This window comes from Pannonibacter phragmitetus (assembly GCF_050510895.1).
GTDB classification, from domain to species: Bacteria; Pseudomonadota; Alphaproteobacteria; order Rhizobiales; family Stappiaceae; genus Pannonibacter; species Pannonibacter phragmitetus_B.
Window position 1 is genome coordinate 2,449,976 of record NZ_JBNINT010000001.1, and the last position, 15,626, is coordinate 2,465,601.

At 61.7% G+C, this 15,626-nt stretch carries 16 protein-coding genes and 1 pseudogene; 7 read left to right on the forward strand and 10 right to left on the reverse strand.

Annotated features, from left to right (window positions below; genetic code table 11):
• Positions 1–17: 17 nt before the first annotated feature.
• On the reverse strand, positions 18–1,880 hold the full coding sequence (gene ilvD, locus ACQB61_RS11610) for a dihydroxy-acid dehydratase (RefSeq protein WP_430512728.1): 1,863 nt from the start codon (positions 1,878–1,880) through the stop codon (positions 18–20).
• Between the two features lie 202 nt (positions 1,881–2,082).
• Here ilvD and ACQB61_RS11615 point away from each other — a divergent pair, with 202 nt between their 5' ends.
• Both ACQB61_RS11615 and ACQB61_RS11620 read left to right on the forward strand, forming a co-directional pair.
• Positions 2,083–2,424 (forward strand): ArsR/SmtB family transcription factor, encoded by a 342-nt coding sequence (locus ACQB61_RS11615; RefSeq protein WP_430512729.1) that lies wholly within the window; start codon positions 2,083–2,085, stop codon positions 2,422–2,424.
• Position 2,425: 1 nt separating this feature from the next.
• Positions 2,426–2,887: an SRPBCC family protein gene (locus ACQB61_RS11620; RefSeq protein ID WP_430512730.1), complete on the forward strand. Its 462-nt coding sequence runs from the start codon at positions 2,426–2,428 to the stop codon at positions 2,885–2,887.
• A gap of 102 nt (positions 2,888–2,989) precedes the next feature.
• Here the strand turns inward: ACQB61_RS11620 and ACQB61_RS11625 are convergent, their stop codons facing one another.
• Positions 2,990–4,090, reverse strand: coding sequence for an alkene reductase (locus ACQB61_RS11625; protein WP_430512731.1), 1,101 nt, complete (start codon positions 4,088–4,090; stop codon positions 2,990–2,992).
• A 94-nt stretch (positions 4,091–4,184) separates the two neighbouring features.
• Positions 4,185–4,817, reverse strand: coding sequence for a TetR/AcrR family transcriptional regulator (locus tag ACQB61_RS11630; protein ID WP_430512732.1), 633 nt, complete (start codon positions 4,815–4,817; stop codon positions 4,185–4,187).
• A gap of 98 nt (positions 4,818–4,915) precedes the next feature.
• Between ACQB61_RS11630 and ACQB61_RS11635 the strand changes: the two are divergent.
• Positions 4,916–5,931 (forward strand): annotated as a pseudogene (locus ACQB61_RS11635) (LLM class flavin-dependent oxidoreductase).
• A 64-nt stretch (positions 5,932–5,995) separates the two neighbouring features.
• Complete coding sequence (locus ACQB61_RS11640; RefSeq protein WP_430512733.1) at positions 5,996–6,583, forward strand: hypothetical protein; 588 nt, start codon at positions 5,996–5,998, stop codon at positions 6,581–6,583.
• Between the two features lie 9 nt (positions 6,584–6,592).
• Here the strand turns inward: ACQB61_RS11640 and ACQB61_RS11645 are convergent, their stop codons facing one another.
• Positions 6,593–7,075, reverse strand: coding sequence for a MarR family winged helix-turn-helix transcriptional regulator (locus ACQB61_RS11645; protein ID WP_430512734.1), 483 nt, complete (start codon positions 7,073–7,075; stop codon positions 6,593–6,595).
• A 127-nt stretch (positions 7,076–7,202) separates the two neighbouring features.
• Between ACQB61_RS11645 and ACQB61_RS11650 the strand changes: the two genes are divergently transcribed.
• Together ACQB61_RS11650 and ACQB61_RS11655 are read left to right on the forward strand one after the other, a co-directional pair.
• Positions 7,203–7,628 carry an organic hydroperoxide resistance protein gene (locus tag ACQB61_RS11650; RefSeq protein WP_430512735.1) on the forward strand — a complete coding sequence of 142 codons (426 nt, stop codon included), beginning with the start codon at positions 7,203–7,205 and terminating at the stop codon, positions 7,626–7,628.
• A 122-nt stretch (positions 7,629–7,750) separates the two neighbouring features.
• Complete coding sequence (locus tag ACQB61_RS11655) at positions 7,751–8,950, forward strand: lytic murein transglycosylase (RefSeq protein WP_430512736.1); 1,200 nt, start codon at positions 7,751–7,753, stop codon at positions 8,948–8,950.
• A gap of 128 nt (positions 8,951–9,078) precedes the next feature.
• Here the strand turns inward: ACQB61_RS11655 and ACQB61_RS11660 are convergent, their stop codons facing one another.
• From ACQB61_RS11660 to ACQB61_RS11685, 6 genes are all read right to left on the reverse strand, one after another.
• The gene (locus ACQB61_RS11660) at positions 9,079–10,191 is read right to left on the reverse strand and encodes a hypothetical protein (RefSeq protein ID WP_430512737.1); all 1,113 of its coding nucleotides are present in this window, start codon (positions 10,189–10,191) and stop codon (positions 9,079–9,081) included.
• A gap of 302 nt (positions 10,192–10,493) precedes the next feature.
• Positions 10,494–11,261: an SDR family NAD(P)-dependent oxidoreductase gene (locus tag ACQB61_RS11665; protein WP_430512738.1), complete on the reverse strand. Its 768-nt coding sequence runs from the start codon at positions 11,259–11,261 to the stop codon at positions 10,494–10,496.
• A 213-nt stretch (positions 11,262–11,474) separates the two neighbouring features.
• The gene (locus tag ACQB61_RS11670) at positions 11,475–11,939 is read right to left on the reverse strand and encodes an MBL fold metallo-hydrolase (protein ID WP_430512739.1); all 465 of its coding nucleotides are present in this window, start codon (positions 11,937–11,939) and stop codon (positions 11,475–11,477) included.
• On the reverse strand, positions 11,921–12,298 hold the full coding sequence (locus ACQB61_RS11675; RefSeq protein WP_430512740.1) for an MBL fold metallo-hydrolase: 378 nt from the start codon (positions 12,296–12,298) through the stop codon (positions 11,921–11,923). The genes ACQB61_RS11670 and ACQB61_RS11675 overlap by 19 nt, the downstream gene beginning before the upstream one ends.
• Positions 12,299–12,309: 11 nt before the next feature.
• Complete coding sequence (locus ACQB61_RS11680) at positions 12,310–12,768, reverse strand: cyclic nucleotide-binding domain-containing protein (RefSeq protein WP_430512741.1); 459 nt, start codon at positions 12,766–12,768, stop codon at positions 12,310–12,312.
• A 40-nt stretch (positions 12,769–12,808) separates the two neighbouring features.
• Positions 12,809–15,274, reverse strand: a complete 2,466-nt coding sequence (locus tag ACQB61_RS11685) for an ATP-binding cassette domain-containing protein (protein WP_430512742.1) — start codon at positions 15,272–15,274, stop codon at positions 12,809–12,811.
• Between ACQB61_RS11685 and ACQB61_RS11690 the strand changes: the two genes are divergently transcribed.
• Positions 15,269–15,469, forward strand: a complete 201-nt coding sequence (locus tag ACQB61_RS11690; protein ID WP_430512743.1) for a hypothetical protein — start codon at positions 15,269–15,271, stop codon at positions 15,467–15,469. The genes ACQB61_RS11685 and ACQB61_RS11690 overlap by 6 nt on opposite strands.
• Positions 15,470–15,626: the final 157 nt, after the last annotated feature.

Genomic DNA, 15,626 nt, shown 5'->3' on the forward strand with positions numbered 1-15,626 from the left:
TTAGGCCTTTGACGGCCTCACTTGCGGGTCAGCTGCTCCACATCACGCACGGCGCCGCGGGCGGCCGAAGTGGTGAGGGCGGCATAGGCCTTGAGAGCTGCCGAGACCTTGCGGGTGCGCGGCTTTTCCGGCTTCCAGGCATCAGCGCCCTTGGCTTCCATCTTCGCGCGGCGCTCAGCCAGCACTTCGTCGCTCACATCCACGCGGATGATGCGGTTCGGGATGTCGATGACGATCGGATCACCATGCTCCACCAGACCGATGGCACCGCCTTCCGCCGCTTCCGGAGATGCGTGGCCGATGGACAGGCCCGAGGTGCCGCCGGAGAAGCGGCCATCGGTGATAAGAGCGCAGGCCTTGCCCAGCCCCTTGGACTTCAGGTAGCTCGTCGGATAGAGCATTTCCTGCATGCCGGGGCCGCCCTTCGGGCCTTCATAGCGGATGACCACCACGTCGCCTGCCTTGACCTTGCCGGTGAGAATGTCGCTCACCGCCTGATCCTGGCTTTCGCAGATATAGGCCGGGCCGGAGAACTTGAGGATGCTCTCGTCCACGCCTGCCGTCTTCACGATGCAGCCATCCAGCGCGATGTTGCCGAAGAGCACCGCAAGGCCGCCGTCCTTGGAGAAGGCATGCTCAGCGGAGCGGATGACGCCGTTCTTGCGGTCGGTATCGACACCTTCGGTGTAGCGGCGCGACTGGGAAAAGGCTTCCTGTGTCGGCACGCCGCCGGGCGCTGCCGAATAGAAGGTGTGCACGGCTTCGCTCGTGGTGCGTACAACGTCCCAGCGGTCCAGCGCATCCTTCATGCTGGCGGCATGAACCACCGGCAGCGAAGTGTCGATGAGGCCGGCGCGGTCCAGCTCGCCCAGAATGCCCATGATGCCACCGGCACGGTGCACATCTTCCATATGCACATCCGGCACGGAGGGCGCGACCTTGCAGAGCACCGGAACGCGGCGCGACAGGCGGTCGATGTCCGCCATGGTGAAGTTCACTTCGCCCTCATAGGCGGCAGCGAGAAGGTGCAGCACCGTGTTGGTGGAACCGCCCATCGCGATGTCCAGCGTCATGGCGTTTTCGAAAGCCTTGAACGAGGCGATGCTGCGCGGCAGGACGCTCTCATCGTCCTGCTCGTAATAGCGGCGGGCCAGATCGACGATCAGGTGACCGGCTTCCACGAACAGGCGCTTGCGGTCGGCGTGGGTAGCCAGCGTCGAGCCATTGCCCGGCAGGGCAAGGCCCAGCGCTTCGGTGAGGCAGTTCATCGAATTGGCGGTGAACATGCCCGAGCAGGAGCCGCAAGTCGGGCATGCGGAGCGCTCGATGACCTTCACATCCTCTTCGGACACGCGGTCATCGGCAGCTGCCACCATGGCATCCACCAGATCCAGAGCCTTGGTGGTGCCGTCAGCCAGCACCGCCTTGCCCGCTTCCATCGGGCCGCCGGAGACGAAGATCACCGGAATGTTGAGGCGCATTGCAGCCATCAGCATGCCCGGCGTGATCTTGTCGCAGTTGGAAATGCAAACCAGCGCATCGGCGCAATGGGCATTGACCATGTACTCGACCGCATCGGCGATGATCTCGCGCGAGGGCAGCGAATAGAGCATGCCGTCATGCCCCATGGCGATGCCGTCATCCACCGCGATGGTGTTGAATTCCTTGGCTACACCGCCAGCCTTCTCGACTTCGCGGGCGACAAGCTGGCCAAGGTCCTTAAGGTGCACATGACCCGGAACGAACTGGGTGAAGGAGTTGGCAATGGCGATGATCGGCTTGCCGAAATCGCCGTCCTTCATTCCCGTGGCGCGCCACAGGCCGCGTGCGCCGGCCATGTTGCGGCCGTGGGTTGAGGTTCTGGAACGATAGGCGGGCATCTGGAAACTCCCTGGGGTTATCCTGCTGGCGGCCTTTTTGTCCGCCTCACGCTTGCTGCGTGCTTCAGATCTAGGGTTTGGCAGGTTTTTCGGGAGAGCGAAAGGGCGGAAAACCCAAAAGAGTACGCTCCGGTACGGTTCCGGTAAAAGTTCTGCTATAGTTAGCCATTTACCTCACAATCGGATCACAATAGTTATCCATATGGCTAACCAACAGCAGCCACTTGACGCCCTGTTTCATGCCCTGTCGGATCCCACCCGGCGGGCAGTGCTTCAGCGTCTGGGCGCGGGAAGTGCCAGCGTAAAGGATCTTTCCGGACCCTTCTCGATGGCCCTTCCCTCGTTTCTCAAACACCTCGCAGTCCTGGAGGACAGCGGGCTGATTACAACGCATAAGTCGGGCAGGACCCGAACCTGTAACCTCAACAAGGCGGCTTTCGCACCGGTGGACGACTGGCTTTCAAGCCAGAAGGCGATGTGGACGGCACGTACGGACCGCCTAGCGGCCTTTGTCGAGACGGAAACCGCATCTGAGGAGGAGTGACATGTTTGATCCCGAGCTTGACCTCGAAATTTCCCGCATCATCAAGGCGCCACCGGCCGCGATCTGGAAAGCCTGGAAGGATCCGGCCGCGCTCGCCAAGTGGTGGGCACCGGAACCGGTCGTGACCGAGGTGCACCAGCTCGACCTGCGGCCGGGCGGTGCCTTCGAGACAACAATGACCCTGCCGGACGGCACGAAGATGAACAATATCGGCTGCTTTCTCGATGTGATCGAGAACCGCCGGATTGTTTCCACCGACGCTCTTCTGCCGGGCTACCGGCCGCGCAAGGAGGGTTTCATGACCGCGATCATCACTCTTCAGGAGGTCGATGGCGGCACGAACTATGCCGCGCGCGTCCTGCATGGGTCTCGCGAGGACAAGGATACCCACGAAAAAATGGGCTTTCACGATGGCTGGGGCACCGTTCTCATGCAGCTGGCAAGTTTCGTCGAAGGCCACTGACGAAAAACGGCCTCGCGGTTAGATGTGGCCGCGAGGCCGTCCCGGCTAGCACACAGAGAGGACTGCACCAGCCGGAAAGCATGTTCAGGCGCAGGCTGAGCCTCAGGCGGCCGCGCTGCCCTCAAGGGCCGGATAGTCCGTGTAGCCCTTGGTGCCGCCGCCATAGAGCGTGTCGCGGTCCAGTTCATTGAGCGGGGCGTCACGGCGCAGGCGCTCCACCAGATCCGGGTTGGCGATGAAGGGACGGCCAAAGGCGACCATGTCCGCACGGCCGCTTTCCACCGCCTCGATGGCGCTCGCCCGGTCATAGCCGTTGTTGGCGATGTAGATGCCATTGAACCGGGCGCGCAGGGCGCCGATATCCTCGCCTGGCTTCAGCTCGCGCGTGCCGCCGGTCTGGCCTTCCACCATGTGCAGATAGGCAAGGCCGTAGCCGTTGAGAATGTCCACGGCGCGGGAGAAGGTCTCGACCGGGTTGTCGTCATGAATGCCGTTGGCATTTGAGAAGGGGCTGAGGCGTACGCCCACCCTGTCCGCGCCGATGGCATCCACCACCGCGTCCATCACTTCCTTGAGGAAACGGGTGCGGTTCTCCAGGCTGCCGCCATAGGCATCCGTGCGGGTGTTGGAGCCGGTGCGCAGGAACTGGTCGATGAGATAGCCGTTGGCTGCGTGGATCTCGACGCCATCAAACCCGGCAGCAATCGCGTTGCGGGAGGCCTTCACGTAGTCAGCGACGATACCTGCGATCTCGGACGCCTCCAGCGCACGCGGCTGCGGCGTGTCGACAAAGCCGTTGCCGTCATAGACCTTGGACTGAGCAGCGATAGCAGACGGGGCAACCGGCGCGGCCCCACCCGGCTGCAGAACGTTGTGCGAAATGCGGCCCACATGCCAGAGCTGGATCACGATCTTGCCGCCCTTGGCATGCACGGCATCCGTCACCTTCTTCCAGCCTTCCACCTGAGCATCGGAATAGATGCCCGGCGTCCAGGCGTAGCCCTTGCCCTGCGGGCTGATCTGCGAGGCTTCGGTGATGATCAGGCCGGCGCTGGCGCGCTGGGCGTAGTATTCCACGTGAATGTCATAGGGCGCATCATCTTCCGCGCGGGCGCGGTTGCGGGTCAGCGGCGCCATGGCAATGCGGTTCGCCAGCTTCATGCTGCCAGCCTGAACGGGTGAGAAAAGCTTTGCTTCAGTCATGGATCATTCCTTCTTCCGGGTTGTCTTCATCCCTTTTTGGATCAATCAGTCCATAATTGGGCATTACTGGGGATTGAGTTGAGTGTGCGGGTTTCTAGGCGGGAACGGCCTGGGGCGGCGCGAGAAGCCGGGCAAGCCCCTCGTCCAGCGCCGACGTGATGTAGGCCTCATCGAGACCGGACTTGCGCAAGGTGAGCGTACCAATGGCGAGCGCAGCCAGCGCCCTTGCCCGGCCCCGCAGGGCGTCCGGCCCGTTTTCATCCAGCGCTTCGGCAATAATCGCCTCGATCCGCTCCAGATGATGGCGGCCAAGTGCGGCCACCTCCTCGTTCTGGGGCGCAAGCTCGGTGATGCAGTTGACAAGCAGGCAGCCATGCTTGCCGCCCGACGGGTCCGCCAGCGCCCGCAGCATGGCGGCCACCGCCTCTGCCCGGTGCGCATGCGGCGCATCGCCGATGGATTTCAGCGCCTCAAGCGCCGTTGCCGAGTAGCGCCGCAGAGCAGCCAGCAGCACATCCTGCTTGGAGCCAAAGGCCGCATAAAGTGATGAACGGCTGATGCCCATCGCCTGTGTCAGGTCATCCAGCGAAGTCGCCTCGAAGCCCTGACGGCGGAAAAGCTCAAGCGCCGCACGCAGAACCTCACCCTCGTCATATGAACGCGGGCGACCCGGACCGGCATTGGCACCGGCAGCAGAAAGGCGTGGTTCGGCGGTCTTTTTCATCATGGCCTTGAATATGGACTGTCCAGTCCGTAATTCAAGGGGAGCAGAACAGGCCATCCCGCCTGTCCACCCTTTGCACTGCAAACAGCACGGAGGCGCATATGCTGCCCTACAGCATGCTGGATCTTTCTCCCATCCCGGAAGGCTCGTCGGCGCGTGACGCACTGGCCAGCACCCTCGATCTTGCCCGTCACGCGGAAGACCTCGGCTTCACCCGCTACTGGCTGGCCGAGCACCACAACATGCCGGGCATCGCCAGCGCAGCGACAGCCATCGTCATTGGTCAGGTGGCCAATGCGACGAAGCGCATCCGTGTCGGGTCAGGCGGCATCATGCTGCCGAACCATGCCCCGCTGGTGGTGGCCGAACAGTTCGGCACGCTGGCAACCTTCTTCCCCAGCCGCATCGACCTTGGCCTGGGCCGGGCGCCCGGCACTGACATGGGCACCGCCCGCGCCCTGCGCCGCACCTTACAGGCCTCCGATGACTTTCCGGCGGATGTGGAGGAGCTGATCGGCTATCTCTCTCCCGCCCAGCCTGGCGCGCAGGTGCGGGCCATCCCCGGCGAAGGCACGGAAGTTCCGGTCTGGATCCTTGGTTCCAGCCTTTATGGCGCGCAGCTGGCCGCCCATTTCGGCCTGCCCTATGCCTTTGCGTCCCATTTCGCCCCGCAGGCGCTGGATCAGGCAGTCACCATCTACCGCAGCCGCTTCCAGCCGTCGCGCCATCTTGAGCGCCCGCATTTCATGCTGGCGGTGAATGCCTTTGCCGGGGAGGATGACGCGGAGGGCGCCTATCTGCGCACGTCCATGCAGCAGGCCTTTGCCAACCTGCGCAGCGGACGGCCAGGCCCCTGCCCCGCCCCGTTGAGGACATCCACGCCGTGCTCGACCCGCAGATGCTGGCCATGGTGGAGATGGCTCTTTCATGCAGCGTCACCGGCGGGCCACAAGCCATCCGCAGCCAGCTTGCCAGCCTGATCGAGCGCTACCAGCCAGACGAAATCATGTTCAACGGCAACATCCACGATCCCGCTGCCCGCAAGGCGTCCTTCACACGCACGGTGGAGGCCCTGAAGGATGTGATGGCGGCAATGGCCCCTCAGGCGGCCGGGTGATTTTCAGGCCCCTGTGGGCGCTGAAGGCAGGACTGTGCTAGGCTTGAAGCCAAGGAGTTCATCGATGCCCACTGCCCGCGCCATGTTTTCTGTCCTCGGCCTCGCCGCCGCTCTTGCGGCGGCGGGAACCGTGCTGCCTGCGGGCGCTCAGGGCCAGGATATGGCATGTGACGCCTCGGCCCGGGAGTTTGCCAACGCCCATGGCGGCGGCAGGCGCGACATGATGAGCAACATACTGGAAGGCGCCATGAATGGCACGGTAGCGGGCGGCGCATGGGCTGGCCCCTCCGGTGCAGAGCGTGGTGCCCATGCTGGCGCAGCCCTTGGTGTGCTCGGCACCATGGCGCAGGACCCGCGCGTCTGGCAGGCGCTTTACGACAGCGCCTACCGCACCTGCGTGAGCCAAAGATACAGCACACCGGCTTACGGCACGCCCACCTATGGCTTGCCCTCTTACGGCGTTCCGGCACAAGCGGTACAGGTGCCTTCGCTACCGCAGGCTCTCCCTCAACAGCAGCCTGCCCCGTCCGTGCCACTGGAAGAGTTTCAGTCTTCGGGCGGCCCCTGCGGCTCCAGCGCCAGCTACCGCAAATTTGCGCCCGGCACCCAGCCATCCACATTTACCGCAAGGTCCGGTGGCAATTGCCAATAAAGCCCGCGCTCAGGCCGTGAGGCTTGCCGTGGCCTTTTCAAGTGCCTGCTGAAGCGCGCCAAGCCTGCGCTTCAAGTCCCGGATCTCTGCAAGATCAAAACCGGCGGCTCCGCCAAGGCATCTCGGGATGGCCTGACCGGCCTTGCGCATCTCCGCGCCCTTGTCCGTCAGTTTCACCCGCACCTGCCGCTCGTCCGCTGCATCGCGGCGGCGGGCAACGAGCTCCATGGCTTCCAGCCGTTTCACCAGCGGTGTCAGCGTGTTGGATTCCAACCCCAGCCGCTGGCCAAGCCCGCCAACCGTCTGATCATCTTCCTCCCACAACACCATCATCACCAGAAACTGCGGATAGGTGAGACCCAGCCCCTCAAGCAGCGGCTTGTAGGCCCGGTTGAAGGCGTGACTGGCCGAATAGATGGAGAAGCACAGGAGGTCCCCAAGCGTCAACGAGCCAGATGCTTCACTTTCGGGGGAACAGGTGGATGGGGTCATGGGTTACTCCTTCAGAAGAGGAATTTAGTTCGCACACGATCAAATCGCAACGCTTGACAAGCGGACGTAAACTACATATCTATCTCTTGCGATTAAATCGCACACGATAGAAATACAGGAGACCGAAATGCCCGTGAACGTTCTGTACACCACCGCAGCCCGCGCAACCGGTGGCCGTGACGGCTCCGCCGAGACTCTCGACGGTACCTTCAAGGTCAACCTGTCCACGCCGAAGGAACTGGGCGGCGCAGGCGGTGATGCTGCCAACCCGGAAAAGCTGTTTGCCGCCGGTTACTCGGCCTGCTTCCTTGGTGCGATGAAGGCGGTTGCCCGTCAGAGCGACGTGAAGGTTCCGGCTGACGCTTCGGTCACCGCAACTGTGGGCATCGGCCCGCGCTCGGAAGGCGGATTCGGCCTTGAGGTTGCCCTCGCCGTCTCGCTGCCGGGCCTGCCGCAGGAACAGGCTCAGAAGCTGATCGAGGACGCCCATCAGGTCTGCCCCTACTCCAACGCCACCCGCAACAACATCGACGTCAAGCTCTCGCTCGCCTGAGCGCAGGCCTTCTCTGACGGAGCGGCGGCAGGAACAATCCTGCCGCCTCCCTTTTGCGGGCGGTTGACGGTTCCCGCCTGACGGGCCACCCTCTCGCAACCATGGAGAGACGGAGTCGCCTGATGAAAGCCCTTCCCCGCAGCGTCCGCACCGCTGCGATCGCCCTTCTCACCGGCATTGCCACTCTGCCTGCCCTTGCCGCCCAACCGCAATGTGGCGGAGACTTCAAGGCGTTCCTGGCCGGTGTCGAGCAGGAAGCCGTCGCCAGCGGCGTCCAGCAGGAAATTGCGGCGCGGGCACTGGCAAGCGCACAGATCGACAAGAAGGTCCTCTCCCGTGACCGGGGACAGGCCGTCTTCAAGCAGACCTTCATCGAGTTTTCTGCACGCTCGGTCAGTTCAGCGCGCCTGCAGCACGGCGCCAAGAACATGAAGAAATACGCGCAGGTCTTTGCCCGCGCTGAAGCCGACTATGGCGTTCCCGCCGCCGTCATCACCGCCTTCTGGGGGCTGGAGACGGATTTTGGCGCGGTGCAGGGCGATTTCAACACCTTCAACGCCCTCGCCACTCTGGCGCATGACTGCCGCCGACCTCACCTATTCCGGCCACAGTTGATCGCCGCCTTGCACATGGTGAAGCATGGCGACCTTGATCCTGCTACCACCACCGGGGCCTGGGCGGGTGAAATCGGCCAGGTGCAGATGCTGCCCGAAGACATCATCCGCTATGGCGTCGATGGCGATGGCGACAATCACGTTGACCTTAAAAACTCAGCGCCTGACGCTATCCTGACGGCAGCGCATTTCATCCAGTCGCTCGGCTGGCAGCGCGGCCAGCCCTGGCTCATCGAGGTGGAAACTCCGGCCAATCTCCCGTGGGAAGAAAGCAGTCTCGACAAGACCAAGCCCGTCTCCGAATGGGCGGGCCTTGGCGTCAGGGCCCGCAACGGCTCGCTTCCCGCAGGCGGACTGCCCGCATCTCTCATTCTGCCGCAGGGGCGCAAGGGGCCGGCCTTCCTCGCCTTCCCCAACTTCGGCATCTATCTGAAATGGAACCAGTCCTTCATCTACACAACAAGCGCCGCCTATTTTGCCACGCGCCTGGCCGGAGCACCGGTAATGGCCAAGACCTCACCCGAGCCGGGTCTTGATGATGCCGGCATGCGCGCGCTTCAGACCAAGCTGCAGGCTCGCGGCCATGACGTGGGCAAGATCGACGGCATCCTCGGCTCCGGAACCCGCCGCGCCGTTCAGATCGAACAGCAGCGCCTCGGCATCCCCGCCGACGGCTGGCCAACACCTGCCTTGCTGCAGAGGCTGTGAGGGAAAGAAGCTCGCCATCCGTTGTCAGCCACACCTTCGCGGGGATGATAACGGCACACGCCCGCTGCCAAACGAAAAAACCCGGAACCGCAAGGTTCCGGGCTTTCTTTTCACTCACCAGAGCGGAATTACTTCCAGCTCTGGTGATCAGCGGCGGTGCAGCCATAGGGGGCGCGGTCATTGCCGAAACGGGCTTTCAGCTGGTCACAGCCCCAACGGTTGAGCGGACCGGGCATCATGTTGTTGATCTCCATACCCGGCTGCTGGAAGGCAGTGGGCGAACTGGTGACGTACCAAACCCAGAAGCCAACCGCACCGACGATCATCAGCAGGATGATGCCCACGAAGGCCTTCACGCCGCGCATGACGACCTGACCGGCCGACGGGGCGGGAGGGCCAGCCATCGCCTGAGTGGCCGTACCTTCATCGGCAGGCACTTCGAGGCCTTCCAGCGGGCGCAGAGCGGTCTGGCGTTCCTCATCGGTCATCTCGATGCGGGTGAGCTGATCATCCAGAAGCACCGGCAGCGCGGAGTTGCCATGGCGTACAGCAAGAGCCACAGCATGGCCCTTCTGCTGACCGACAATCATCGGCAGCTGGCCATTTTCCAGCTTCGTATGGGTAACGCGGCCCGTCTTGTCCTCTGCCAGATTGTCCGTATAGGTGATGTACAAACCATCCTTCTTGCTCTCGAAGCCAGTCACTTCGACCGGGATCTCCTTCAAGACTGCGGGATTGCGCAGGCGCTTCTGCACTCCGAGAGCCCGGATGTGCTGAAAGACCGTGTAGAAGCAGATACCGAAAAGCAGCAGGCAGAACACGCCAAGCGTCAGAATACGGTTCCAGAGCTTGTCGATGCCGAGAGTGAGCGTGGCCAGCTCAGGATTGTCCCGCGAAATGACGATACCCGCTTCATAGTCCCCCATGTGAATGTCGAGGAACATGATGCGGACATCGCTCTGATAGGTCTGACCCTCGAAGGTATAGACCACCTGCGCCTCGCAATCGGTGAAGACACCGCGGCGCGTGGTGCATTTGCCATTGCGCACATCTCCATCCACTTCAACCGGATTGGAGTTGATGCGGATATCCCGCCAAAGATCCGGCCCTTCCCAGACAAGCAGGAAGACACCCAGAGCCAGCACCAGGGGCAACGCCCAGAACACGGCTTTCGGCGTGGATACAACGTCACCTTTCAGGGAAAGGGGGCGTGCGGGTAAATCAAGCAGTCGGGGAGCCATGAGACCTCTTTCTCGCAACTGGCAGGTGAAAATCCCTGTGAGTTCTATGGAGATGCAAAGTCCAGAACTGGCATCCACATCACAAAGTTCCCCTTTGGCGGCCATGTTGGCAGCTTTTTTGACGGCAGCGGAAGTGGTCTGTGGAAAAAAGCAAGAATGACGCCCCCTGCCCGGCAGTCATATGCTGTCCGGCAAAACAAACGCCGCATCAAGATCTGATGCGGCGCCTTGCGATCTGCCCCATGGGCATCAATGACTTGCAGTATCTTGCTGCTTGAAGCGGCGGACAACCGTGGCCAGTATCAGCGTGGAGCCATCCGGATAGCGCCATCGAGACGGATTGTCTCGCCGTTGAGCATTTCGTTCTCGCATATGGCCTTCACCAGCTGTGCATATTCCGCGGCCTTGCCGAGGCGTGAGGGGAACGGCACCTGCTCACCCAGTGACTTCTGCACGTCTTCCGGCAGACCGAGGAGCATCGGCGTTTCAAAGATGCCGGGGGCGATGGTCATGACACGGATGCCCGACTTCGACAGGTCACGAGCGATCGGCAGCGTCATGCCGGCAATCCCGGCCTTGGAAGCGGCATAGGCCACCTGCCCCACTTGCCCGTCAAAAGCTGCGACCGACGCGGTGGAAACAATGACGCCGCGCTCGCCGTCTGCGGTCAGCGGGTCCTGTGCCGACATTGCGGTGGCCGCGTGGGCGATGCAGCGGAATGTGCCCGAGAGATTGACCGCAATCACCTTCTCGAACAGCTCCAGCGAATGCGGCTCACCGCGCGAGGTGGTCTTGGCAGCAGGCGCAATGCCCGCACAGTTGACGAGAATGCGCTCCACGCCATGCGCGGCGCGGGCGGCGGCAAAGCCAGCCTTGACGCTCTCCTCATTCGTCACATCGACGCTGACGAACAGTCCGCCAATCTCACGGGCAACCGCTTCGCCCTGCTCCGCATTGCGGTCGAACAGGGCCACTTTCACGCCGCTGGCAGCCAACAGACGGGCTGTCGCGGCCCCCAGGCCTGATGCACCACCGGTGACGACTGCCGCAATGGCCGATGAAAGCTGCATGTGCTCCTCCTGAAATTCTTATCAAGCCAATGATTAATATTGGCTTTTTACGCATTCATTGACGAAAGCGTCACATGCAGGCACTCTGCGCCTAAAGGCGTAGACGGTCAAGGCTCCAGGCCTTCGGCGAAAAGGGGGATAGATTGCGCTCTCAGCCGCATTGAACGGCAATGAAGATAGAATGGGAAAAGCGGCGCGCTTTCCCTGCGGCCCTCATGGCCGCAGGATCATGCCTTCCATGGCGGTCAGACAGCCCGGATAGGCAGCGCTTGCGGCCGCGGCAATCTCGTCCATCCCGTCATCCATACGGCGCGGGTCGTGGTGGAAGAGAACAGGGGTTTTGATCCCGGCCTTCTGCGACAGTTCGACGGCCTTCTGCCATGTGGAATGGCCCCACCCGCGATAGGTGGGATATTCCTCATCTGTGAACATGGCGTCATAGACCATAACATCGGCGCCTGCGACGAAGCGCTCCACGTTAGCGTCGATCTCAGGGTCGCCGTGCTCGTGGTCGGTAATGATGCAAATGGATTTGCCCTGGAAATCAAAGCGGTACCCGCATGCGCCGCCCGGATGATTGAGGCGGATTGTGCGGATCGACAGGCCATCTTCACGCGGCAGATTTTCACCGGCGCGGAAGCTGCGGAAAGTCACCGCCTTCAGCGTGTTGGCGGCCACGGGAAAGATGGGGGTGACATGATCCGGCAGATGATATCTGTCAGATCAGTCTCGTCCTGAAAATGCCCCGCCCAGGCATTGATGGTGAACGTGGGATCATAGGCGGGCTTGAAGAAGGGCAGACCGCAGATGTGATCGAGATGCGTATGTGTGAAGAGCAGGTCAAAGGACCGGCTGCCCTGAGCGCACAGGTCCGTGCCAAGCTTGCGCGCACCAGAGCCGCAGTCGACCAGAACGAGCGCGTCCCCCGCCCTCAGTTCAAAACAGGTCGTCTCACCGCCATACTTCAAGGTGCCAGCCCCAGGAGTGGGTGTCGATCCACGCACGCCCCAGCACCGGAGCCAGAAATCTTCCGCCACGCGGCCTCTCCCTATGCTGCCGCTTCACCAGACCTGGCAGCAGCCAGATCGCGGGTCGTGCGTTCAAGACGCTGGGCCAGAGTTCTCATCACTTCCAATGACATATCGGGAAACTCTTTCAAAAGTTTCAGGAAATCGTCCTTGCTGACAGACAGCACATCCATATCTGTTTTGGCAACCAGCGTTGCGGTTCGCGGCACATCGCAGAGGATGGCGATCTCACCAACGATGGAATGCTGACGCGCGACAGCCACAGTCTGGTCATGACCGTTGCTGCGCACCTTCACATCTGCCTCCCCCTTCAGGATGATGAAGGCCGTATCGCCTTCCTCTCCCTGCTCGCACAGATGCTCCCCCGGCTGGAAACCGATCCGGTCACTGATAAATGCCAAAAGCCGCAATTTGGTTTCATCGATGCCACGGAACAGGGGCACCTTGCGCAGGGCGTCGACTTCCAGATCGAGAGACACGGCGAACCTCCATTACACCATTACTTACAGCCAGAGTTTTTCAGGCCTGCTCTTCCCTATTGTCCTGCCGGACGGTGCGGCCCTGATCCATGATCACGGCCTGATCGAATTCCGATGCTATGCCAGCGTGCGCCGTTCCGAACAGTACCGTACGGCCCGCAAGGATCTCCCGCAATATGCTGCGCAGCTGTTTGTCATCGTCGCCGGGACCGGCTGCAACATCGTCAAGAATTGTGACTGGTGCATTTTTCAGAAGGGCTCTGACAAGCGCAAGCTTGCGGCGCTGACCGGCGGACAGGCGCGAGCCGCTGACGCCCACGTGGTAGTCGAAGCCGGTGAAGATGATCGGTTCACGAAGCCCCTCTTCTTCCACGACCTGACGCATCAGCGCGTCAATCCGCTGGCGCGCATCTCGCCGGTCCAGACGGGCGCGGCCGAAGAGCAGATTGTCCTCGATGCTCAGCGGCGGCAGATAGACGGCCGGGTCAACTGCGATGAAGTTGCGGCTGCCCTCAACCACTTTGCGCCGGAAATCGCGCCGGGCATCGACCACCTTTGCCCGCATGTCCTCGTCCAGAACACCCAGGCGGTGCCGGGCGGGAATGAGCCGGAAAGCGAGCGTTACAAGCCGTGCCCGGTCAGCTGGCGTAATCGTGTTCTTCAGTGCTTCGGAGCGGAACGCCCGCACGATCCGGTCAAACTCGGGCAAATCATCCTGCGTGATGAAGGAATAGGTGCTGAGAAGTCCCGAATCGCCGCTGACATTGGCAAAAAGCTCCACCATCGTCTCGGCAATGCGCAGCCCCAGCAACTGCAGCTTGGTTTCGAGTCCGGTGTCAGACAGGAACTGCTTGACCTCCGGCATGGTCGGCATCTGGTCCATCATCACATTGGGATCAGACGGCACGGCAAAGAAGAGATTCTCGGCCAGCGAGGCGTTCTGATTGAAGGCGTTGACGTCCCACAGCTCGACCAGCGCAGCGATGCGATCGTCCCCGGCAATACGCTCACCAATGCGGGCACGTACCGCCAGAATGCGCTCGGCAAACACCGGATCGCGGAGCGGATCAAAGCGGGACTGGAGCCCGAGACGGTAGATGTCCCCCTCCATCCCGGCCGCTGCCAGCAGCGCCAGCGCGAGTACATCCAGATCCTCCCGCGAGGCGACGCCTGCAGCACGCAGATCCTCCCAGGTGGCGTGGATGTCATGCAGCGGATTGCTGGTCTCCCGCGCCTCGCGTATCGCCCGCAGGAAACTGTCGAGATCCTTGCCGGCGCGCTCCACCTCGTTCTGCGGGCGGTGCTTCAGGCCGTAATAGAGATTGTCGCGGATGGTGCCGGTCCAGATATGAACCGCGCCGCCGACATAGGCGATTTCCCGGCCGAGGGTTGCCTCCCCAAGCCGCTCCAGATCGTGGCCGCCAATCTCCACCCGGCCCGAGGTGGGGCTGACCAGCCCCGCCGCCAATTGCAGCACTTCGGAGCGGCCGGAGCCATCGCCACCGATGATGGCGCAATGGGTTCCTTCCGGCACATCGAGAGAAACTCCGAGGACTTCCTGCCCCGCCGCGCCTCCTGAGAAGCTGACATTGTGCATCTCGAGTGCGCCAGTGAGCGCTGTGCGCTCGTCACCCACGAGCCGCTCGACTGGATAAATGTCAGCGGCATCAAAGTTTTCCACCACAGTCTGGTACTTCACCTGCACGTCAGCCACGAGCTGATAATAGGCCAACAGTTCCTTCCAGGGGCCGGCCAGATCCTTATAGGCTGCGATGACCGCCAGAAGGGCGCCGATGCTGAGATTGCCCTGGATGACCAGATAGCCGCCGATCAGATAGAAGAAGAAAGGCGTCAACTGGTTCATGAAATTATTCACGAACTTGATGAAGTACTTTCGATTGTAGATCTCGTATCGGATCTTGAAATTTTCATAAAGCCGATCTGCAATGTCGGCGGAATGCAGTGCCGAAGTATCATTGGCGTGGATCTCGTGAACGCCGGTAATCGCCTCTCCCAGCTTGTCCGAAATCACACGAACGTTCTTCACCCGTTGACGGGATAGGAGAACAACCTTCTTCTGCAGCTTCGGAATGATGTAGGCCTGCAGGGGATAGGAGCTGACGGCAGCAAGCCCCAGCAGCGGGTCCTGCATGAAGATGAAACCCACCTGCACCACCAGAAGCCCGCCCTGATAGGCCGGGAGCGCAAAGGCATCGCCGACGAAGCCGCCGACATCCTCCACTTCCGCTGTGATCATGGGAATGATTTCCCCGGAGCTCACCTTCCGGAAATGCGGCAGGCGGAACCTGAGCACGCGCTGAAAAAGCTCGAAGCGCAGACGGCGCAGCATGCGCTCGCCCAGCCGTCCCTTGTAGACGTTGATCCAGAGTTTCAGCCCGTTGCTGACGACAACGAGACCCAGAAAGGTGATACAGAGCAGGAAGAGATAGGAGATCTGATCAAATTCAAAGCCCTGCATTTCCCTTGGGAAACCGTCACCTTGCACAGCATCGTTGACGATCTGCTTGGGCAATTCCAGCAGGATGTAGCTGACCGGATAAGACAGGACCGTGAGAAAGAGAATGAAGAGCTGCTGCCGGGCACTGAACTTCCAGATGAAGCGAAAAAGGCTTTTTCCATAGTGAAGTCCAGTCTGGCGAAATTGCTGCCATCCCTGTACTGGTATGACGTTGCCAGTTAACTCGCAACGCCGGATATGCCATAGAGGCAGAAAGTTTTTCTGATCCGCCCCAAAACTGCCGGAATTCAAGAGAGCAAGAGCGCAGGACGGACAGGGATCGGCTTCATGCCGGAGCATCTAACGCTCCGGAAGGCCGCGACAGAGACACAAGACGGGG

Coding starts and splice junctions, on each gene's coding strand:
- ilvD (WP_430512728.1), bottom strand. CDS start 1,880: ATGCCCGCCTATCGTTCCAGAACCTCAACCCACGGCCGCAACATGGCC.
- ACQB61_RS11615 (WP_430512729.1), top strand. CDS start 2,083: ATGGCTAACCAACAGCAGCCACTTGACGCCCTGTTTCATGCCCTGTCG.
- ACQB61_RS11620 (WP_430512730.1), top strand. CDS start 2,426: ATGTTTGATCCCGAGCTTGACCTCGAAATTTCCCGCATCATCAAGGCG.
- ACQB61_RS11625 (WP_430512731.1), bottom strand. CDS start 4,090: ATGACTGAAGCAAAGCTTTTCTCACCCGTTCAGGCTGGCAGCATGAAG.
- ACQB61_RS11630 (WP_430512732.1), bottom strand. CDS start 4,817: ATGATGAAAAAGACCGCCGAACCACGCCTTTCTGCTGCCGGTGCCAAT.
- ACQB61_RS11640 (WP_430512733.1), top strand. CDS start 5,996: ATGCCCACTGCCCGCGCCATGTTTTCTGTCCTCGGCCTCGCCGCCGCT.
- ACQB61_RS11645 (WP_430512734.1), bottom strand. CDS start 7,075: ATGACCCCATCCACCTGTTCCCCCGAAAGTGAAGCATCTGGCTCGTTG.
- ACQB61_RS11650 (WP_430512735.1), top strand. CDS start 7,203: ATGCCCGTGAACGTTCTGTACACCACCGCAGCCCGCGCAACCGGTGGC.
- ACQB61_RS11655 (WP_430512736.1), top strand. CDS start 7,751: ATGAAAGCCCTTCCCCGCAGCGTCCGCACCGCTGCGATCGCCCTTCTC.
- ACQB61_RS11660 (WP_430512737.1), bottom strand. CDS start 10,191: ATGGCTCCCCGACTGCTTGATTTACCCGCACGCCCCCTTTCCCTGAAA.
- ACQB61_RS11665 (WP_430512738.1), bottom strand. CDS start 11,261: ATGCAGCTTTCATCGGCCATTGCGGCAGTCGTCACCGGTGGTGCATCA.